Below are 21397 nucleotides of genomic sequence, written 5' to 3' on the forward strand. Positions count from 1 at the left end.
TGTGTTACAAATTAGATTATACACATAATTAGTGTAAATGAAAACAGCAGTGGTACTGTCTCAGTGTCACTGCTGTTTTGGTAGGTTAAAAATTAACTGACAAAGTATTTTAAAATTTGCGTCTCATCAAGTGCTTTTTTTTCGTCATCGCGCACATCAAGTACAATATTACCGGCATTTAAAATAATTAACCTGTTACCATATTTCAACGCATCGGCTAAATTGTGTGTAATCATTAGGGCAGTCAGATTATTTGCAGTAACTTGCTCATTTGTTGCAAGCATCAGCTGCTCAGATGTCTTGGGATCAAGTGCAGCAGTATGTTCATCTAACAAAAGTAGCTCTGGTTTAACACGTGTAGCCATTAGAAAACTTAGTGCTTGACGCTGACCACCGGACAAATCACCGGTTGCTGTATTGAGACGACGGTCTAAATTGTTGCCCATGACCTTGGTTAATGCAGCATATTCAGTCAATTTTTTTTGTGTTAATCCACGACTTCGTAACGTACGCTTGCTACCTCGCTTTTCAGCAAGAAGTAGATTTTCAGCGACCGTCATTCTAGGCGCAGTACCCATTTTAGGATCTTGAAAGACACGAGCAATGTAATTTGTACGCTTAACGGCTGTTTCATGAGCAATATTATTACCGTTATGCAAGATTTTACCAGATGCTACTGATAGGTTACCTGCAATAGTGTTAAATAGTGTTGACTTACCAGCACCGTTAGTGCCCAAAACCGTGATGAAATCTCCGTCGTAAATATCGAAATTAATTGACTTTAGTATTTGAATACTATCCCCAACTGTGACAATGACGTCTTTAAGAGAGAAAACTGGTTTAGTCATGTGGTGTAACACCTTTCTTAATTATTTTATCGAGATTCAGCGCATGACGCAGTTGCGGCAAAATCATAGCAGCAGCTAAGACGATAGCTGAAATAAGGTTGATGTCGTTAGTAGAAAAACCAAGTCGTAGGACAGCTAATAAGACTAAACGGTATAGAATAGAACCGACAATAACGGCAACTAAACGCTCATTTAATGTTAATTCACCGAAAACAACTTCGCCGATAATAATTGAAGCTAAAGCAATAACGATAATGCCAATACCCATGTTGATGTCAGCATAACCATTATTTTGTGCGATAACAGCGCCTCCGAAGGCGATAAGACCATTGGACAACATTAGTCCCATGATTGTCATGCGGTCCGTTTGAATCCCAATTGATTGTGCCATGTTAGGGTTGTCACCGGTAGCAATAAAGGCTTGTCCTAATTCGGTTTGCAAGAAAAAAATTAATCCTGCTGTGATGACAGCAATAATAACCAAGCCTAAGAAAACAGAGTCAAAATATTTTGGTAAGTGCTGCAATATTTTGATAGAGAAAATCGACTTTTGATTTAGCAATGAAATATTTGCTGAACCCATAATACGGAGATTAATAGATAATGTTGCCGTCATGACTAAGATACCAGATAAAAGAATAGGAATTTTTCCTTTGGTATAAAGTAACCCAGTAATTAACCCAGCAATTGTGCCGACTAAGAAAGCGGCAATGGTCGCGATAAATGGGTCAATTCCGTGAGCAATCATCGCTACTGCTGTTGACGCACCTAAAGGGAAAGAGCCTTCAACGGTCATATCAGGAAAGTTTAAAATTCGAAATGTGAGAAACAACGCGACACCGAGCACGGCCCATAAGAGACCTTGCCCAATACTAGATACAATCATACTCATTTGAAGACTTCTCCTTTAGTTTCAGCTTCCTTAACCATGCTTGCTGGCAAATTGATACCTAGCAGTTTGGCTTGCTTTAAGTTGATGGTCATTTCGCCCTTTGTAATGGTTTTGACAGGGTAGGTTGCGGTGTTCTTGCCCTTTAAGACTTGTCCGGCCATGACACCGGCTTGATAACCTATATCATACTGGCTAACGGATACAGTGGCGACGCCACCATCCTTCACCATGGTATCCACGGCAGGGATAACTGGAATTTTTTCTTGGTTGGTGACGTTAATGAGTGTTTTCATAGCACTTGCAACGCCGTTATCTTGCGGTGCATAGACAACATCAACTTGGCTGGCCATTGTTTCGGCAACTTGTTGCATATCGTTAGTTGTTGAAATAGTGTACATTTTAACAGTGTAGCCAGCTTTTTTAGCCAGTTTTTCCATGTTTTTAGCATTATATTCACCACCATGATCTGATGTTGTGTAAATAATACCTAATGTTTTAGCTTTGGGAACGACTTGTTGAACCACATCTAAATGTTGCTGCAAAGGAGAGTCACCAGAAACACCGGTCACATTATTTCCCGGGCGTTGCGTTGTTTTGACTAATCCAGACCCCGCTGGGTCTGTAATTCCGGCTAGAATAACCGGATTATTACCATCAGCTGTTTTGGCTAAGGATAAGGCAGCTGGTGTGGCAATTCCGATTGTTAAATCAGCATTCTCATTGGCAAATTTTTGTGACATTGTTTTGAGATTTGATTGGTCAGCCTGAGCATTTTGATAGTCAATCTTAATCTTTTTACCTGAGTAACCTTGAGATTTTAGTCCCGCAACAATACCATGATGAATTTGATCTAAGGCAGGGTGTGTAACTAGTTGCAAAATGCCAACAGTTGGCACGTAAGTTGATTTTTTTTCTTGTGTGTTTGGTTTGCTAGTAACAATAAATGCTACGGCTAGAAATGCAACAATAATTGTAATTGCCGACAAAAGTCGTTTGTTCATGATATTCTCCAAATCTCTCTGCTCTTCTAAACTAAAATGACCTTGGCTCGCCACGCAGGGCTTTCCAAGGTCAAAAGAAAAGTCTGCATGGCATATTCCCATACAGACCCGATTGTTGCAAAAAATAGTCGGTATGGATAAAACAAATGTTTTAAACATCAGCTTTATCCGTTACCGAAAAGCTGATTCTACCGACGCCACCAGGCGTTATTGAGTTGAACTGCTAAGTTTTGCATAATTATCTCCGAGTTGTTTATGAAATAAGAATACTAAGAATTTGATGAGTTGTCAATAGTTTTTTCAAAATAAAAACGTATCAGTATGTGTCCTTTTAAAACAGTGTAGAATGCCTAAAAAGTTTTTCTCATAAGAAAAACTGAAAGAATAAGCAATATTTATGGATATAATAAAGATAAAAATATTATGTTTATTGTCAACGTAAACATATTAACTAAAAGGGAGTTATATGAATGATTTAGTCAATACTTTTTCAGAAGTCAATAATTTAGGTCGGTTAATTCGTGGCATGCGTGAAGCACGTGGCGTTTCTGTCAATGATTTAGTCCGAGCGACAGGGTTGTCGCGTAGTATGATTTCTAAATTTGAAAGAGGGCAGACAGACATTCAGTTAAGCAGCATGATTAAGATATTTAGTGCTATGTCCTTAACCTTAGATGACTTATGTCATGCGAGACTATTTGACGAATTTTTAATGAATGAATTGTGCGAAAAAGCTTATCAATTTCAAAATGACCACATCGTGTTAAAACAAATTTTAGATGAAATATGTAGCCGTGATTTTTTAATACGACAAGAAGAAATTTTAAAATTAATTTTGCAGACGTTGCTCAATTCTAATCGTGGTTTGCCAAGTGAAGTTGAGAATTATTTTGATAACCTAGATGGCATTTGGTCTTTCGATACTTATCTGGCATTATTGGCAGAACCTTTCTTAACTCAACGTATTCACTTACGAATTGCTAAGGAATTAGCCCAGTATCAAGGATATCGTCCCAAAATTATTAACACCGCGTATCATGTTTTTGTTCATTAGGAGGTTGTGTTTAGGCTCCGGCATCCTACAGAAAAGATCACTCTAAGGAGAATGTTGATGAAAAATATCGTTATAACGGGTGGTACTTCTGGCGTGGGATTTGCCATTGCCAAAGAAATAGCAAAAGAAGGACACAATATAATTATTGTTGGTCGTCATGAATATAAAGCCCATATAGCTCAGAAGAAGCTAGGAAATAATGTTAAAGTAGCTATCGGAGACCTATCCGACGAAGCTGAACGTGAGGGTGTGATTGATGAAATTAAAAGGTCATTTTCACATATTGACGTGCTAATTCATAGTGCAGGTGTTCTCCCACGCAATGCGAGTGAAAATATCTATGTGAATTTATTACCACATTATTATTTAACGACTAGATTACGTGGCTTATTAGCAAACAGTAGGGTGTTGATTATCACAGGACACCCACAAGCAGTAAATCTTGTACCGATTTGTGAAATACAAAGTAGCGCATTTTCTAGAGCAGCGTGGGTAATCACGCACAAAACGCTCCTAATGATCTTATTAAATCAAATGTTGCGAGATTGCAATACCACAGTCAATAGCTTTTACCCCGGACAAGTGAATAGCAATTTGATGAGATATACCAAAAAAATAGATAACACAGAAGTACCGGTAGGAGCATATTTGGCGCTTAATGCTACTTTAGAGAAAATGTCAGGCATATTTTTTGATGAAAATGGTAAAATAGTACAGCTTGATAATAAGAAGTATAATTTAAAAACAGCAGAAGAAATTTTGGCACCATACTTGAGTAAGATAACTACGTATTAGGAACTATCATATTGTGGATTAATGAATTGGATGTTATTATTCTATTGACTTAAATAGTAATAATTACTATAATTAAAAGTAATTGTTACTATTTATTGAAAAGGAAAAAATAATAATGGCAGAAAAAAATGATTTAAGCAGTGCATACCGACGATTAAAGAGTCCGAACGCGAAGACAAGAGACCGTGCTTTGAAATTATTAAAAGAAATCAAGGCTAAAAAGTCACAAAAAAGTAAATAGCTGTTCAATATGTGAAAAGGCATCGTATGTTATGATGCTTTTTTGATTGGGCGCATATTTTTAACCGTTTAGTGCATTTTTACAACCGTTTATGTTATTGAAGTAGAAAAACTAAATCAAGTGTATATAGTTATTGTTATATAGATTAAAATACAACAAATTTAAAAGGGAGGGTGAAAAACATCAAATTACATCAGAAGGGATAATCATCAAAACTATCTGATGCGTTTGTTTATGTTTTGAAATTTAGATTGATCTTAATCGTGCTAATTATTGTTTATAATTGGGGAATTGTATGAAGTGATTTTGAAAAAAGTCATTTCAGGTGATAATGTGCATGCGCCATAGAACTGTTTTTTATGGTGATTCAGTCTACATACTTGGGACACTTAATTTGAATCATAAAGTGTTCTTGTTATTGAAGTGAGTTAATGGGGAGAAGGATATGAAATGGAATCGTTATTTATTCAAGTTCATTACCTTTGCATGTGTAGTTCTATCTTCAAAATTAATGGAGATGGACAATTTTCGAAAAAGCTAGTATGTTAGATCACAATTTTACATTGATCAGCTTCGGAAAATTTGTTGCACGATAAAAAATTTTTGGAGTAGTATAGGTCCACAATTGAAAAACACAGCAAGGGGGCTGTGTTTTTCAATTGTGGTGGTCTGTGATGATGAAGAACAATTGATATTGGCGCTCATCATGTCACGCTTGTGCTCGTGTCCTATTCCTTCAACCATGGGTATGGGATGGGAATCAAAAAAAAAACGTACCACCTTTTTTACTCAAGGGTGATACGTTTTTTTAGGTTGTGCACGCTATTGATGAATCAACGTGTTTTTAATGTGCGAAATCCAAGTGCTTTTCCCCGTGATGATACTAACTGTTCCAGTTTGTCCATAATGAATATTTTGATAGTCTTTTGGACGTAAGTTTAATATTGCACTGACCTGATAAAAATTACCGTCTTTTGTTGTAATAGGATTAGCAGGAATACTTGCAATATTGCCTGGTATCACCATGTGTTTGCTATTTTTTTCTGTTAAATGATAACGTATTGATTGATTCTCCACTATCTCTGAAATTTCATTTGCAGAGATATAAAAACTAACTTTTAAGTCAGGAGTTTTTTTGAGATTTGGATATATTTGTGCAACATTAGTTCCTTGAGGAATGCTAGTTAATTTTGTTTTGTTGATTAATAAATTGACCGTGCCGGATTCAGTAGCGATGATAGTATTTTTGCCACTTGTTTCTGTTGCAGCGTGTTGTATTTTGGTCTGTTCAATTTCTTGATTAAGCGTTTCTAATTCTTTCGTAATAGAGGATAGTTGTTGTGATTTTAGTTCGTTGAGCTTGTTTGTGAGCGCATCTTCTGCTAAATTTGTGGAAGAAAAACCGGCATATTGTGTCTTATAGCTAGTTAACGCGTCATTTATTGAATCAATTTGTTGTTGAATACTAGTTACAGTTTCTTTTTTTAGTTTATCTACCTGTGAAATGGGCAACTCTTTTGTTTGATGTTGGTAGTCTAAGAAGGTGCTGTAGTAGGCATTTTTAGGTGATAAGCTTGTGTTTTTTATTATGGCATTAATCAGGTCTTGATACTGGCTAAGCTCTGAATTCTTCTTATTTATAGCTTCTGATATAATTATTTTTTGCTGTTTGACGCGATCTTGGTCATTGACTTGTTGCTGATGGTCTGTAGACAGACTGCGACGTTGAGAAAGATAACTTTGGTATGAAGTGGAACAACCAAAGTTATCGTCATCAGTAAATAAATTTTGATTCTGTTTTATGCTGTCTTTATAGATTATTAGTGCTTGTACATGTTCTTGCAGATTTTTAAGTGATGATTTTTGTAACTGTAAATTGGTATCTGATTCAGTATTTTGATACTGAATCAGAATATCTCCAGCAGTTATTTCCTTTTTTGTAAGTAATTCATTTTTAATGATGGGATTATTACTTGTTGATTGTATCGTTCTAAGTATTTTGATTGGTTCTATCTCTCCAGTGCTTTTAATAACAGTTTCTTTATGAGTAAGGCAAGCAAGCAAAATAAGCAAGACCAAAAGACTAAGTGTTGGAAAAATGATGAGTGTTGTGAAATTTTGATATCTTTTAGTATAAAATTCTGAGCTTTCTAAAAGCCTCTCGTTGAACATAGTTGTACCTCCCATTATTAATGCTTTACAAGATGATAGTATTTTGATTTTTTATGTATAAGTTCAGCATGGCTACCATCTTCACTGATGATCCCTTTTTCAAGCAGAATAACGCGTTGGACTTTTTCAGCAATAGTCAGGCGATGTGCAATAAAAATGATTGTTTTATTTTTAAGCGATAATAAATTATCAATAATCTTTTTTTCAGTTGCGACATCAAGATTACTGGTTGATTCATCCAAAATAAGTATTTGAGAATTACTAAGGAGGGCTCTAGCTAAAGCGATACGCTGCTTTTGGCCTCCAGACATGCCGCCTTCCTCTGAAATTTCGGTTTGATAACTTTGTGGCATATTTTCGATGTCATCTTTAATGTCAGCAAGCTCAACAGCATGTAGGATGTCTTCTTGTGTTGTGTTTTCACGAGCACCTAGTGTTAAATTATCTAATATGCTTCCAGTAAATATGTATGGGTTTTGTGGTAGATAAAGAATATGTTGCCTTAAATTTTGTCGTTGAACGTGTTTAATGTTTTGTTCACCAATAAAAATGTTGCCAGCACTAGGAGATATAAAATGAACAAGTAGTTTGGCTAATGTTGACTTACCGGAACCGCTAACACCGACCAGAGCAATTTTTTCACCAAAGGGGATCTTAATTGAAAAGTGGTGTAATATGTTCTTTTGATAACCATATTGATAGCTGACGTCGTCAACTGTAATGTTATGAGGGTTGTTATGATGAAGCTCTTGTGATTCTGATTTTTTAAACTCTGATTTTACAAGATAGACTTCGTTTAATCGTCGGTTAGCAACCGTTGCCGTTTGTAATTTCGCCTGCAAGTTAATAATATTTTGGAAAGGTTCAGTAAAGTAGCCTAGTAATGCATTATAGGTAACTAACTGACCGACACTAATTTGATTACTAATCACTAGCTTGGCACCCAACCATAAAACGAGCACATTGATAATGAGTTGAGTTGCTTGTTTAATACTATTTTGAATGGCTTCGCTTTTTTGATGGGCAAAGGATTTTTTTAAATAATCGATAAATTCACGATCAATTTTTTGGTAGCTCGTCTTCTCGCTTGTCAAAGATTTTATGGTTTCAATACCATTGATGTCTTCAATAATAGATGAGCTCAGCGTTGCATTACTTGCCATCTGTTCTTGATTCAATCGTTCAAATGGCTTCATGAAACAATAGACAATCAAGAAGTAGATAGGAAAAGAGATTAGAGATAGCAGAAAAAGTTTTGTATTTTGAATTGCTAAGACGCTGCCAACAATTATCGTGATACCTAAATCTAAAAAAAGTGAGAGAATTGTATTTGCCATGGCATCAATAATGGTGTTGGCGTCATTAAAACGCGTGACAATTTCACCTGTTCGACGTGTGGCAAAGAAATTAACAGGTAATTCGAACAAGTGCCGTATGTATGATAGTATGACTTCAATCGATAATCGTTGTCCCATAATAGTTAACAGATAGGTGCGAGCAAAACTAAGTAGCTGTTGTAACACATAGGTGGCAATGAGTCCTAATGAAACAACGGTTAATGTGTTAGACATAGCACTAGGAATATAAGTATCAATCACTAGTTGCATATAATAAGAGCCAGCGATACTAATTAAAGTGACTAGCAAAGAAGCGACGACAATATTAGCAATTAATCCTTTTTGTCGACTAATAATTGGCAGAAAGGATAGGATACTGTTTTTATTTTCTTTAAAAGGTTTATATCTGGGTGAAGGCGACATGAACAATGCTACACCAGTCCACTCTTTAGAGAATTCTTGTAACGTCATTGCGGTTTTAGCAACTGTTGGATCTGGATCTGCAATGATAACTTTGTTTTTAGTGAATCCGTACACTACATAATAATGCAAATATTGACCTTTTTTCTCAACATGAGCGATGAACGGCAGAGGCAAATCTTTCATGTTAAATAAGGTAAGGTCAGCTTGAATAGGACGGACATCCATATTGAATGATTCAGCGGCCTTCACTAAGCCTAGCGCCGTTGTACCCGATAGGGATGTTTGACAGCGTTCACGAATGTTAGCTAATGAAACATCTGAGCCGTGTCGCTTTAAAATCATAGCTAGTGCTGCTACGCCACAATCTTTTTCTTCAAGTTGTGATATATAATGAAACTTTCTCATGCTTATGCGCTCCTATAAAATAGCTTTAAAAGTTTATTTTATAGTGAGAATGGCATTTTGTTATTAATTGATCATAATTGGTTGTTATTTTGTGTTGAATGGTGGACTTTTAACCATTCAACATTTCAACATGACCGTTCGTTCCATTTATCTATAAAAACACAGCAAGTTAGTGTATATTTAATTCTATCGTTGCGCAGCGGTTAAATACCAAAATAATAGGGGGAAGTATGATCAACAGTACAGCGGTTAAGGAATTAAATGACATGGAATTAGAAAGCATTAATGGTGGTTGGTCACCACAAGGTTTTGCTATTTCCTTTGTACTTGGAGGGGCAGTGGGTGTTGGTGCCTATTCAATATATCAATTCGGTATGGACCAAGGATATCGAAATAATAAAAAATAGGATTATATTTATTAAGGAGGGTAATTACGTATGGCATTATTTAAAGAATTAAGCAACAAGGAATTGGTAAATGTAAATGGGGGAGTAGTCCCAGTAGCTGTAGTTTTGGGTGTGCCAACATTAGCACTTGGAATATACCAGGCTGGATATGCGGCAGGAAAAGACAGAGCTCAAGCTGGCTTACGTCGATGAAATATCTACTGTTGCTTTTACAGTGTCTAATATTTATCGCTTTATGTTTATTGGTAATATTAATAGGGTTAAGTGATCAACATCGTTTTGGAGCTTTATCATATCATGCTATGAATAATATGTTTGTTTTGTTGATGCTTCTCCAGTTTGTGTTATTTTTAATACCCAATAAATTATTAGGTGCATTCGAAAACAGTTTGTCCGGATATTTGAGAAAAAAATCATTATGGAAAATTGTTGTATGGACAGGAATAAGTGGTGGCATATTGTCGTTGAAGGAAATAGTTTGTAACAAATTTTAAATTTATGGTAGATTGTAAAATTAAACCGAACAATTGTACGTTAACACCAAATATTGAGGTCGTTCTCAATCACCACGAAAGGTCCTTTAGCAATTCTTCGTGTTCTATTAATTCTTGCAATCTACCGTGTTTATAAGTAGGAGGGAGAAGATTGGTATGAGTTTGAAAAATAATATTGTTGGATTTAATAAGTTAGATAGTGAAGAGCTTAAAAATATTAATGGTGGGTGTTATCCGTTGGTAATTATTGGTGCACTGGCTGGAATTGCTATTAGAAATAGAATCAAAAAATAGAAAAGGATAAAATTATGCATAAAAATGACCTAATTAATTTTTCTAATTTTAGTCAACTTGATGAATATCAATTGGCTAGTGTCGATGGTGGATTTATTCCGGTTGCCGTTTGGGCATTGTGGGCTGGTGCGGGTGCTGCAGGGTTCAGTGGGGGAATCGCAGTTGGATTGAATAGAGTCAATAGAAATAACTAGAACAAATGTTTGAAGGGTGGTTGTGACAATGCTTAAAGAATTATATGAGTATAGATATTGGATATTGTTTTTGGTTGTGGGATGTATTGGATTTTTTTGTGGAATTGCAGTAGGTCTTCAACACGTTAATTCTATAGTTTAATGATCGAAAGGGTTTTAATATGACTGAATTAAATAAAAAATTGCAAAATAGTTTACACGGTTATGATATTTTGGATGCACAACAATTGTCAGAAGTGGATGGTGGTATTGCGCCACTTTTGATAGCCGGTGGAATTGTTTTGGCTGGCGGTGGAGGTTTTGCTGCAGGATATGGTTTATCTAGATGGTTAGGCTGATTTAAGAAATTTTAAATTAGCCTAACGAACTACTCTTATACAAAAAACGAACTACTCTTATACAAAAAACGGACTAGTTTTATTCAGTGCGAAAATAGTATGGGAGTATTTTTTTATGTTAATTCGTTATTAACAAGATTTTAAGAGCTTTTGCAAAAAGCACTGTTGCACGTTTTAAAACATATATTCTCTTTTAGAATATTATAGTTATAGGGACAAGGTACTTTCTTATTGTGGGAATTAGCCAGATAAAGTGCAATTTAAGATGATTTAAATTTACCTGAGTGCCTATTTTATTAAGTAATTTTAAAAAGTTGAATTCTGAAGAATTACTAGAGTCAGAAGGAATAGCTCCTCTGATTGTGGCTGGTTTATGGATCGCTGGAGCAGTTGGTGGCGCCTTTGTGTGGGGATATGATAAAGGATATCAATTTGGGAAGGATTTGGCTAAATAATAATCATGACAGATGATACGAACGCTGCAATAGCATTAGGAGCATTTATATTATACTTTGTCATTGCAGCACTACGTTTTTTTACAGATGTAGGTATCTTAAATATTATTTCTGCAAGAGACTTAGAGCAAGCATCTCATTTTTTGCTAATAATAACTTTTGTTAATTTGATTGTATGGCCATTAAAAAAAGACAGTAAATTTTCTCTTCTTCGGTAAATAGTATTATATAGTTGTCTTTTATTACATAAAATACTATTTTATATAATTCAATTGTAAAAAAACAATCACATTACTTATTCAAATTAGACAGATGGCAAGAAAGTATATGGTTACTATAGGGGAAAACATATCAAAAGTTCTCAGGTTACTGCATTATTGTTAGTGATGTACTGTTGGGAAACTATTAATTCTAGCTATTGCAGATCATACACAAAAAAATAAAAAAGTCGGGTTCACTGAGATGGTAACAGTGAACCCGACTTTTTAGTCACAGGAGGTTTCTTAATGCTTTTATTTTTCTTCGGGAAATTAGACAAGTCAGTTGATTATGAAGGATAATTTCATTATTGACTTTATCAATTTGTTCAATTTTATTAATATTTACAAGATAGGAACGATGGCTACGGAATAATCGATCATCCATCGCTTCGATATCTTGTAATCGACCTGTGAACTGGATACGTTTATTTTTACTCACTAAAGCGATTTGTCGTGTACCAGATATTGTTTCAAAGAATAGAATATCATTGAAGGGTATCTGAAAATGGCATTGTGAGGTATTGTAGTGAAATAAGTCTAGAGGCTTATCTTGATGCTTTTTTTCTACAAGATGAGTTAAGCATTCTTTTAATTGCTGCTTAAAATCACTTGATGATTGCGTTTTATCTATAAAGTCCAGTGCAGAAATATGATATTGGAAAGTAAGTGGCAAGAATTCAGAATGAGTCGTGACAAAAATAATAGCAGCATATGGATCATGTTTTCTAATTTCTTTAGCGACCTGAAACCCTTTTTTATCCGATCCTTTGATTTCAATATCGAGAAAGTATATGTGATGCGTTCCATTACTAAGTAAGTGCTGTGATAATTGTTCTGGCTTTGAGTAAGTGTTAATCTGTTGGCATGACCAATTGTTTTCCTGGACTAATTCGTTTAAGTAGCGTCGCAATTTTTGTTGCTGTATGATATCATCTTCTAAAATGTTGATGTGCATAAAATTTATCCTTGTGTAATCAATGTCTGTCGGAATCGATAATTGCTGTATTCGGTTTCTATGTGTGCTTGTTCATAATTACTTAAGATATGTTGCATATTGCTCAATCCAATGCCACGATTAGCTCCTTTACTAGTTACGCCATCTTGAAAAATATGGCCGATATTAATAAATTCTTGGTTAGTGGAATTTTCAATAATGAGACGGTGCTCCTGCTTAATATTATCTGTAATAAACGCAATATTAATAAACGCCATTGAGCATGCTTCGCTGGCTTCAATAGCGTTGTCCAATAAAATACCCAGCATACGAATATAATCAAAAACATCAACGTGACAAGTGGACCATTTTTGTTCAATTTCGAATTCTATATGAATACCTTTTTCTAGTGCTAAAATAATTTTATTTGATAGAATACTTTTGATCGCGGGGATGTCGATTTTTGTTAATGATCCTAAGGTGTGATTCCCATGATTTAATACATTCGGGGAGTTTTTTAATACATCTTCATATATAGAGCGAATCTGATTGATATCACCGGCTTGTATACTTGTTTCTAAACTGACAATTAGGTTGGCATAATCATGACGAAAACCATTGATACTTTTATAGAGATCTTCGATTTGTGTTGTATAGGTTGTTAAATGATCTAATTGCTGTTGCTTTTGCTGCGCTAATTGAAAGTTGAAATAATTTTGGGTAGTATTCTTAAGATAAACCAATAATGATATTAAACTAATAACAAAGAACATATTAACAGCATTTTTATATGAAGTATTGTTAAATTGGTACGTCAATAAATAAAGTATTAGGCTAATAGACAATAGTGAGTTGATAAATTTCAAACGATTGCTTTTCTGTAAATGTTGGTTTTTTCGTATAATTTCTAGATTCGGTGCAATCAGTTTGATTACACCAAACTGTATAATGCCTATGAGTATTGGTGTTATCATTGTATCGTAAATAGCTATGATATTATTTTCCAAGAGGTATGTTAGTCCAAACCACTTGCCCAGTGACTGAATTATGGCACCGAAGGCTGACACGGATACAACGGTATATAGTGCGTAAAAAGCGATAAGATTAAGATTTTGTTTTTCTTTGTTCAGTAAGACGTTAAGTAATATCAGAATAAAGATATGTATTATCCGAGCTGGGATACCTAACAATGACGTTGTCAACAGTTCGGCTAAGATAAACAGCAAGTAAATTTTAAAGCGTATTTTAGTTCTACTTATAGTGCAAAACATGATAAATTCAATACTTGATAAACTACAAAACCCTAGTAGAATGTGAGTAACTGATAAAATGTACATAATCATCCCCCTTGATTATAGTTATATTTTACAGTAAAAGATAAACGTTTACCACAAGTGTTTAAGTAGTAACCATTTACCACATTATAACAACCGTTTGTGAACATTTTATTGTGATAGAATGCGATATTAGGGAAAATAATAAGTAAATATAAAGTATAATTTGAGGAGGAAAAAATGGTTTTTTTAGAACAATTTGAAAAGTTAGGTCAAGATAAATTAGTTAGCACTACAGGTGGTGATTGGGTTTCGTTTTTTAGCAATAGGTTAGCTACCAAAGGACACATTTTGAAATGAGGGGCAACTAAGTTTTTAGCTTACATAAATACCTCGGACAAGGTTAATTACTTGTCTGAGGTATTTTTAAACAATAAAATAAATTTGATATCACCCAGTAAACTAGTATAATAGCATTTATAATTACAACTTGACAAAATTTAAATGGGAGAATTATGAATAAAATATTATCTATCGGTGGGTCAGATACAAGTGGTGGCGGTGGTATAGAGGCGGACATTAGAACTTTCGAAAAATACAACATATTTAATTTGGTTGCTATTGAAAATATTGTGACTATGGCACCACAAACATGGGCAGTGACACAATATACAGTGCCAAATCATCTGTTTGCGTCTCAATTACAAACAGCAGTGGCGGTTGATCTAGCTGGCATTAAAGTTGGTATGGTTTCAGATGTTGATAATTTCAATACACTGGTTGGCTATCTAGAAAGCGTGAAGCCCAGTGCATTGTTAGTGGATCCCGTCATGGCTACAAAATTGTCAATCGATAATGATCGTACGGTTGATCTAGAGACTTATAAAGAAAAGTTATTAGCCAAAGCGGACATTATTACACCCAATATTTTGGAAGCAGCGATGTTAACGGGAGTGAAGTCTATTAACAACGTGTCCGAAATGAAAGTAGCCGCTGAAAAGCTATCTAGCTACGGCATCAAATATGTTGTCATTAAATCAGGTAGTAGGTTTGATAATAATCTAGCTACAGATATGCTGTATGATGGCACTACTTTTGAAATATTCCAACGAGAATTGATAGCAACTGATTACAATCATGGTGCAGGCTGTACTTTTTCTGCAGCTATATTGGCGAACATTGTGAAGGGGATGCCGATACACGAGGCGGTTCTTGATGCCAAAAATTTTACATTTCAGTCGATAGAAAATGCAGTTAGAGTCAATCAATTTGTAGGCCATGTTTGGCAAGGAGAAAATGGTCATGAGACAACAAAATAGGATAGTCATAGACATTGTGTTAGTTGCTTTATTTACTAGTATTACATTTGTAGCGACCAGTATACAGGTTCCAATGCCGGCACTGATAGGAAAACCATTTGTACATTTGGGCAACTCAGCAGTGCTCCTTTCAGTACTCTTATTAGGCTATAAACGGGGTGCATTGGCTGGTGGCTTTGGATTAGCATTATTCGATGTGATGCATGGTTATGCCATGGAAGCGCCTTATTATTTTGTTGAGTGCTTCATTGTTGGTGGTGTTGCGGCCTATGTGTTTTCATTAGTAAACTATAAACAACATGGAACCAATTTAAAATTAATTCTTGTTATTCTTTCAGCTGTTTTTGCTAAATTAGTAATGACAACGGGGCATAATTTTGTGATGAGCTTATTTAAGGGGATGACACTGCAACCGGCAATAATAGCTACTATTTCATCTCTTTTTCCTACTATAATTAATTGCATTACGACATTAGTTGTTGTCTTTGTGATATATCGAGTACTAGCTGAACAGTTTAAACGATTATTTGTAAGAAATAATTTTAGTTAAACTTCGACTTAACGGTAAAAAGCTATTATCTTATTATTTATAGGATAGTAGCTTTTTTGCTCATAACAGTTGTGATTAACGAACACTATTTTTTCTGACGGTGGTTTCTGAATTAACTCTAAAACGACTGAAGTATAGTAAGATAAAGATATATTTTATTAAGCATAGTGATTGCCATAAAATGGGGGGAGCAAATATGGTCAAATTTAATTTTTCATGTACCAATATTGATAATTTGAAAAGTTCATATGATTTTGTAGTTATTGGGTCGGGCGCGACGGGAATGACTGCTGCCATTCAGGCGCAAGAATTAGGGCTGGATGTGGTTATATTTGAAAAGTTAAATAGCCTAGGGGGTAATTCAATGCGCGCGTCTACTGGTATGAATGCTGTTGAAACGATGACACAATTAAAGTATCAGATAATTGACTCGCAGGAATCATTTTATGAAGAGACACTTAAGGGTGGAAAAGGTAGTAATAATAAGGAATTATTGTCATATTTTGTGAGACATACTGAATCTGCAATTGAATGGTTGTCTTATCATAATATTGAATTAAATGAGATTGTATCGACAGGTGGTATGTCAAAAAAACGCGCTCATCAACCAACCGGTGCCACTGCAATTGGCGGTTATCTTGTAAAGGGGCTGCAACAGCAGTTAGCGGAGAAGCGCATCCCCGTCTTTAATCAGACAAAAGTCTTATCTTTAGTTAAGAATGATGGTCATATCTCGGGGGTTGAGATTGAGCACCCGCAAGCAGGAAAAAAGATTATTAATGCCAAAACAGTTCTGATTGCTAGTGGTGGGTTCGCACAGAATCGTGCCATGATGTCAGTATATGCTCCTGATTTATTAAGGTTAGGCACGACAAATCATCCCGGTGCGACCGGTGACGGTATTAAGCTTGCAACAACTGCCGGTGGTGCACTGGTAGATATGAACAAAGTACAAGTTCACCCAACTGCCCAGCAGGAAACGGATCATATTTATTTAATAGGCGAGGGATTGCGCGGTGCTGGTGCTATTTTGATCAATCATTTAGGCAAACGCTTTACTAATGAAATGGCTACGCGTGATCAGGTGACTAAGGCCATTGATGACCTGCATCAGGATGGAGCGACACTGGTATTTGATCAGGGCATTTGCGAGGCATTTAAAGCAGCCGACTTTTATGTTGCCATGGGGTTAGCTGTTTCAGGAAATACAATATATGAGCTAGCGGAAAAAATAGGTGTAAACCCTAATAACTTGGAAAAAACAGTAAGTGGTTGGAACATGTATCAAAAGGCCTTTGAGGATATAGCATTTGATCGCCAGACAGGCATGGATCGTGGTATTGAGAAGTCGCCTTATTATGCAATTCACATTAAACCGGCCGTTCATTACACAATGGGCGGAATAAAGACTAATCGTTTAACTGAAGTTTTAAATGAGATAGGTGAGGCAGTACCAGGATTATTTGCTGCTGGTGAGGTGGCTGGTGGATTACATGGAGATAATCGCATTGGTGGTAATTCAATTGCCGAAACAATTGTTTTTGGTCGACAGGCGGGCCAGCAAGCTGCAAAACATGTTTTGAGTTTGTCATAAATTAAATTTTTGAGAGAAACGTGGAAAGACTATTGGTGAGGCAATAGTCTTTTTAGTATGCAACTACTAGTTGCGACCAGCGCAGCTAAAGGGATACAGAGATATTGCGCTTTTGATGGTCAAGTGAAATCTTTTACGTATAATAAAACCTGTGCACAACAAAGTGAAGGGAATTAAAATATGGAAAATATATTCAGTTATCAGCTCAATATGTTACGGCAAAAGAAAAGTTTATCGCAGGAGATTATTGCTCAAAAGTTATATGTTTCGCGTCAATCCGTTTCAAAATGGGAGCGTGGGGATGCTGAACCAGACATTGATAAACTTATTGCGTTAGCGGACATCTTTGGAGTTGATTTAAATTATTTATTGGCCGGACAACAGAGCCCAGAAGAATTATTATTGAAGTTGACGGCCGTTCGTAAAGGCTTTAAAAAACCAGTATTAAATGATGTGAATTTAGAAATTTATGGTAAGGATCGCATTGCATTATTAGGGAGCAATGGTTCGGGTAAGTCTACTATTGTAAATATTATTGCGGGCATGCTACGACCAGATGCAGGTCACATCGAAAGATTATTTGATCCCAAAGAGGATTTAAATGTTATGCCCCAAGAAAATACTTTAATAGAAACGCTTCGATTGGCAGAACATATAGCTCTTTCTGCCGGCATTCATCGCATTTATTCAACGCAATTTGTTAGTGGATTATTACAAAAGTTTCATTTGGAAGAACAAGCTAATGTCAGAATTAGTGATCTATCTGGCGGTCAAAAAAGAAGACTTGCATTATTGCTAAGTGTAATGAGTTCTTCAAAGCTTTTGATTCTAGATGAACCGACAGTTGGCATGGATTTAGAATCTATTGATTTCTTTTGGAATTATATGGATCATGTTGCTGGTAGTGTTTTGACTATTACACATGATTTTAATCAAATTGATCGGTATTTTAATCGTGTTTTGTTATTAAAAGACGGCGTGATTGTACAAGATGAAAAAGTGACGGTAATACATTCTAATAATCAGACAATTGAAGAATGGTACCGTAAGTATAATAATAACGAGGGGTGATACAGGATGATTACATATATAGAATTAAAGGAAACGTTTCGAAATAGACGCTTCATTTTATTTACACTTATTTCACCAGTAATGTGGTACATATTCATGGTTAATATAGCAAAGTCTGCCGGGTTCTTTACTCATCGTTATTCGAGTATTTGGTTTGTTGCTTCTTGCGTAATGGGTATTATGGGCAACTCGGTTGTTACGTTTGGAAAAACCATTAATCGTAGTCAAAATTTTTACTTTTTACAGGCTAAAACCTCGCGTTATGGTATAAAAAATTGGGTGTTGGATCAAATGATGATTCAGTTGATTTTAAATGTCCTCATTGCGTTAACTGTAACCATTTGTGGTGTTGTTATGCAGACAATACAAGTAGACATTAATTTTATTTTTGAGGTCTTGTTGTGTCAGATCTTGGGAGTATACTTTTGTTTAATAGGATTTGCGATGGGCATCGTAGCCGATAACAAAGTGTTGGATGCGTTATCCTTTCCAATTATGATGGTTTGGGCATTATTGATTATACCTTTTGATACGTGGACCACAGGAAGATTCGTCACGATTATCAGTGCTGTTCAAAAGCTGTTTCCTGGGTATTATTTATTTACGATAATACAGCATTTGATTGATAGTAGCAGTCTTGGATATAGTTTATTGCGTTTTGTAGCAACGATTGTTATGACTGCTGTCCCTATAGGGGTATTTACTTACCTGCATATTCGACGGATGACGAGTTAATTACATTTAATAAATGGGGTTGTGTTTGGATAGAAAATAGAAAGCATAAGGTGCATATTTGCATGTTATGCTTTCTATTTTTATGCATTAAGTCAATGTAAAAATGCATTGATTTAATGTTGAATTAATTTTTGTTTAACTTACATATATTAATCCACTCTTACAATAAATTTATCTGAATAAGGAGGTAGCAGTTTTGCAATTAAAAAGAATGCAAAAAACAGATTGGTATTTAGTCGGTATTTTAATACTAAGTGCCTTTCTGTATGGTTGGGGTATATGGGATGCTGGTAGTGCTAATAGCTACTATACGGCGGCTATTACCTCGATGACAAAAAGTTGGTCGAATTTTTGGTACGGCGCTTTTGATCCAGCAGGATTTATTACTGTTGACAAACCGCCAGTTGCATTATGGCTAATGGCCATATCAGCTAAAATATTTGGTGTACATGGCTGGTCGGTTGTTTTACCAAGTGTTTTGTCGGGTATAGGATCTGTTTACTTAATGTATAAATTATTAGCACCAAAGTTTGGTTTATTGGCCGGAAGAATTGGGTCCTTGATTTTGACATTAACGCCAACGGTGGTTGCTAATAGTCGCACAAATAATATGGATGCTATACTGGTATTTTTCTTGCTTTTAGCTGTATATATTTTACAAAAAGCAGTCGCTAAGAAAAATATTTGGCTAGTCATTGTCAGTTTTGGTTTGATTGGTGTGGGCTTTAACATCAAAATGTTACAAGCCTTCATGATTTTACCAGCAATGCTTGTTTATTATTGGGTAGCAATCAAACTACCGTGGAAAAAGAAAATTGCTTGGTTAGTTGTTGGTATGGCTTCCTTATCGATTTTTACAGTAGCCTACCCGTTGGCAGTTGATTCTGTTGACCAATCTAGTCGACCATATATTGGTAGCTCACAAACGAATTCATTAATGGAGCTAGCATTTGGATATAACGGTACCGAAAGATTGTTAGGACAATCAACAGGAACCGGCGGTGCTTTCCCTGGCATGGGAAGTACCAAAAAATCAACAGGAACTCAAAAAAATAACGGTGCTCCGAGTGGTAAAAAGCCGAGCGGGTCAGCGTCAACTGGTAAAATGACCGGACAGGCACCGACCGGACAACAAAACGGTGGTAAAGCGCCAACTGGCACGCCACCAAACCAATCTACAAATAAAAACGCAAACCAGGCTAAAGGCAAAGCACCTGGTCAGTCAGGAAAAATGACCAGACAAGCACAAGGTGGCCAGGGTGGCGGTAACAGTGCATTTGCTATTGGATCAGCTGGACCATTTAGGCTTTTCCAATCAGATTTGGGTTCACAAATTGGTTGGTATCTGCCACTTGCAATTCTTGGACTTATTGCTGGTTGGTTTGGATTTAGAAAACGTGGTGCTAAATGGCACCATGTTTCTGAGGAACAATCCGAGGTTCTGCTCTGGGCGGGCTGGTTCGTTCCAGTCTATGGATTTTTCTCAGTTGCTAGCTTCTTTCACCCATATTACACAATTATGCTAGCCCCTGCGATTGCTGCACTGACAGCAATTGGCGTAGCGGCGGTTGTGAAAATGTCTGCTCAAAGCAATAAAGAATCAATGATCGCACGAATAGTGGTCAGTGTTGCCGTATTAACAACGCTTCTACTGCAAGCGTACTATGTATGGTCATATTATCAAATTATCAGCATTATCTTGATTATTGTAGCAATTGGCTTATCTATCTGGTGGTTATTGCCTAGACAAATCAATAACAAAATAAAAATTGTCTTGTCGGCCATTAGTATCTTACTAATGGCAGGCTGGTGGTCGTTAACACCAACATTGTCGCACAATTCTGCAGCAATACCAGCCGCTAGTCCTTCCCTGCTAAGTCAAACCGGAAGCAGTGATATGGGCGGGGAAGTCAATAATCAATTATTGAGCTACACTAAGAAGCATCAAGGCAATGCTAAATACTTATTTGCTACAACAGATTCTAATTCAGCATCTGGATATATTATCAAATCAGGCAAAGCAGTTATGGCTATAGGTGGTTATAACGGTACTGATCCAACGATGTCTCTATCCGAGTTTAAGAAGCTAGTCAAGTCGGGACAACTTAAATACTTCGTTATGGGTAATAATAGTAAAACTTCAAGTGGTCAAATTAGTAAAATACTAACTTGGGTTAAAAAGAATGGTACTAAGGTCACATATAGTTCTAGTACGTCAAATCAAAGTTCCCCAACGCAACAAATGGGTGGACAATCACAAAGTACAACGCTATATGATCTATCAAATATATACGAATAAGAAAGGAGAAT

General features: G+C 35.9%; 23 protein-coding genes. 16 read left to right on the forward strand and 7 right to left on the reverse strand.

Features of this window, described 5'->3' with window-relative positions:
* Positions 1 to 92: 92 nt before the first annotated feature.
* Genes LEUM_RS00390 through trpX form a run of 3 tightly spaced genes read right to left on the reverse strand, consistent with a single transcriptional unit; the run spans position 93 to position 2741 of the window.
* Complete coding sequence (locus LEUM_RS00390) at positions 93 to 848, reverse strand: ABC transporter ATP-binding protein (protein ID WP_011679059.1); 756 nt, start codon at positions 846 to 848, stop codon at positions 93 to 95.
* Positions 841 to 1740, reverse strand: a complete 900-nt coding sequence (locus LEUM_RS00395) for an ABC transporter permease (RefSeq protein ID WP_002815468.1) — start codon at positions 1738 to 1740, stop codon at positions 841 to 843. The genes LEUM_RS00390 and LEUM_RS00395 overlap by 8 nt, the downstream gene beginning before the upstream one ends.
* Positions 1737 to 2741, reverse strand: a complete 1005-nt coding sequence (gene trpX / locus LEUM_RS00400; protein WP_011679060.1) for a tryptophan ABC transporter substrate-binding protein — start codon at positions 2739 to 2741, stop codon at positions 1737 to 1739. Before trpX ends, LEUM_RS00395 begins: the two co-directional genes overlap by 4 nt.
* Before the next feature lie 466 nt (positions 2742 to 3207).
* On the opposite strand from trpX, the gene LEUM_RS00405 reads away from it, so the two are divergent.
* The 3 genes from LEUM_RS00405 (at position 3208) to LEUM_RS10650 (ending at position 4831) form a co-directional block, all read left to right on the forward strand.
* Positions 3208 to 3795: a helix-turn-helix domain-containing protein gene (locus tag LEUM_RS00405; protein ID WP_002815470.1), complete on the forward strand. Its 588-nt coding sequence runs from the start codon at positions 3208 to 3210 to the stop codon at positions 3793 to 3795.
* Between the two features lie 57 nt (positions 3796 to 3852).
* Entirely contained in the window at positions 3853 to 4590 is a 738-nt protein-coding gene (locus LEUM_RS00410; RefSeq protein WP_002815471.1) for an SDR family NAD(P)-dependent oxidoreductase, read from the forward strand.
* Between the two features lie 115 nt (positions 4591 to 4705).
* A complete protein-coding gene (locus tag LEUM_RS10650) occupies positions 4706 to 4831 on the forward strand; it encodes a putative metal homeostasis protein (RefSeq protein ID WP_011679061.1) in 126 nt (41 codons plus the stop codon).
* Positions 4832 to 5653: 822 nt separating this feature from the next.
* Here LEUM_RS10650 and LEUM_RS00415 read toward each other — a convergent pair.
* Together LEUM_RS00415 and LEUM_RS00420 are read right to left on the reverse strand one after the other, a co-directional pair.
* Positions 5654 to 7003 (reverse strand): bacteriocin secretion accessory protein, encoded by a 1350-nt coding sequence (locus LEUM_RS00415; protein ID WP_011679062.1) that lies wholly within the window; start codon positions 7001 to 7003, stop codon positions 5654 to 5656.
* Positions 7004 to 7020: 17 nt separating this feature from the next.
* Positions 7021 to 9168, reverse strand: a complete 2148-nt coding sequence (locus LEUM_RS00420; RefSeq protein ID WP_011679063.1) for a peptide cleavage/export ABC transporter — start codon at positions 9166 to 9168, stop codon at positions 7021 to 7023.
* A 230-nt stretch (positions 9169 to 9398) separates the two neighbouring features.
* Between LEUM_RS00420 and LEUM_RS10400 the strand changes: the two genes are divergently transcribed.
* The 7 genes from LEUM_RS10400 (at position 9399) to LEUM_RS00435 (ending at position 11568) form a co-directional block, all read left to right on the forward strand.
* Positions 9399 to 9575 (forward strand): class IIb bacteriocin, lactobin A/cerein 7B family, encoded by a 177-nt coding sequence (locus LEUM_RS10400; protein ID WP_010287032.1) that lies wholly within the window; start codon positions 9399 to 9401, stop codon positions 9573 to 9575.
* Between the two features lie 30 nt (positions 9576 to 9605).
* On the forward strand, positions 9606 to 9767 hold the full coding sequence (locus LEUM_RS10405; protein WP_010287029.1) for a class IIb bacteriocin, lactobin A/cerein 7B family: 162 nt from the start codon (positions 9606 to 9608) through the stop codon (positions 9765 to 9767).
* A 458-nt stretch (positions 9768 to 10225) separates the two neighbouring features.
* Positions 10226 to 10363: a class IIb bacteriocin, lactobin A/cerein 7B family gene (locus LEUM_RS10410; protein ID WP_011679065.1), complete on the forward strand. Its 138-nt coding sequence runs from the start codon at positions 10226 to 10228 to the stop codon at positions 10361 to 10363.
* 14 nt (positions 10364 to 10377) lie between these two features.
* A complete protein-coding gene (locus tag LEUM_RS00430; protein WP_010287277.1) occupies positions 10378 to 10557 on the forward strand; it encodes a class IIb bacteriocin, lactobin A/cerein 7B family in 180 nt (59 codons plus the stop codon).
* Positions 10558 to 10718: 161 nt separating this feature from the next.
* A complete protein-coding gene (locus tag LEUM_RS10415; RefSeq protein ID WP_010287275.1) occupies positions 10719 to 10895 on the forward strand; it encodes a class IIb bacteriocin, lactobin A/cerein 7B family in 177 nt (58 codons plus the stop codon).
* A 284-nt stretch (positions 10896 to 11179) separates the two neighbouring features.
* A complete protein-coding gene (locus tag LEUM_RS10655; RefSeq protein WP_011679066.1) occupies positions 11180 to 11350 on the forward strand; it encodes a hypothetical protein in 171 nt (56 codons plus the stop codon).
* Positions 11351 to 11355: 5 nt separating this feature from the next.
* Positions 11356 to 11568, forward strand: coding sequence for a hypothetical protein (locus LEUM_RS00435; RefSeq protein ID WP_011679067.1), 213 nt, complete (start codon positions 11356 to 11358; stop codon positions 11566 to 11568).
* Positions 11569 to 11839: 271 nt separating this feature from the next.
* Here LEUM_RS00435 and LEUM_RS00440 read toward each other — a convergent pair whose 3' ends face one another.
* Both LEUM_RS00440 and LEUM_RS00445 read right to left on the reverse strand, forming a co-directional pair.
* The gene (locus LEUM_RS00440; protein WP_011679068.1) at positions 11840 to 12565 is read right to left on the reverse strand and encodes a response regulator transcription factor; all 726 of its coding nucleotides are present in this window, start codon (positions 12563 to 12565) and stop codon (positions 11840 to 11842) included.
* Positions 12566 to 12570: 5 nt separating this feature from the next.
* Positions 12571 to 13551, reverse strand: a complete 981-nt coding sequence (locus tag LEUM_RS00445; RefSeq protein ID WP_242824524.1) for a sensor histidine kinase — start codon at positions 13549 to 13551, stop codon at positions 12571 to 12573.
* Between the two features lie 782 nt (positions 13552 to 14333).
* Between LEUM_RS00445 and LEUM_RS00450 the strand changes: the two genes are divergently transcribed.
* From LEUM_RS00450 to LEUM_RS00475, 6 genes are all read left to right on the forward strand, one after another.
* Positions 14334 to 15137, forward strand: coding sequence for a hydroxymethylpyrimidine/phosphomethylpyrimidine kinase (locus tag LEUM_RS00450; RefSeq protein WP_011679071.1), 804 nt, complete (start codon positions 14334 to 14336; stop codon positions 15135 to 15137).
* Complete coding sequence (locus LEUM_RS00455) at positions 15121 to 15687, forward strand: ECF transporter S component (protein ID WP_011679072.1); 567 nt, start codon at positions 15121 to 15123, stop codon at positions 15685 to 15687. Before LEUM_RS00450 ends, LEUM_RS00455 begins: the two co-directional genes overlap by 17 nt.
* Positions 15688 to 15883: 196 nt before the next feature.
* Positions 15884 to 17281: a flavocytochrome c gene (locus LEUM_RS00460; RefSeq protein WP_011679073.1), complete on the forward strand. Its 1398-nt coding sequence runs from the start codon at positions 15884 to 15886 to the stop codon at positions 17279 to 17281.
* Between the two features lie 180 nt (positions 17282 to 17461).
* Positions 17462 to 18352: an XRE family transcriptional regulator gene (locus LEUM_RS00465; protein WP_011679074.1), complete on the forward strand. Its 891-nt coding sequence runs from the start codon at positions 17462 to 17464 to the stop codon at positions 18350 to 18352.
* Between the two features lie 96 nt (positions 18353 to 18448).
* Complete coding sequence (locus LEUM_RS00470) at positions 18449 to 19087, forward strand: hypothetical protein (protein WP_242824525.1); 639 nt, start codon at positions 18449 to 18451, stop codon at positions 19085 to 19087.
* A 196-nt stretch (positions 19088 to 19283) separates the two neighbouring features.
* Positions 19284 to 21386 carry an ArnT family glycosyltransferase gene (locus LEUM_RS00475; protein ID WP_011679076.1) on the forward strand — a complete coding sequence of 701 codons (2103 nt, stop codon included), beginning with the start codon at positions 19284 to 19286 and terminating at the stop codon, positions 21384 to 21386.
* Positions 21387 to 21397: the final 11 nt, after the last annotated feature.

It is taken from the genome of Leuconostoc mesenteroides subsp. mesenteroides ATCC 8293, from assembly GCF_000014445.1.
GTDB classification, from domain to species: Bacteria; Bacillota; Bacilli; order Lactobacillales; family Lactobacillaceae; genus Leuconostoc; species Leuconostoc mesenteroides.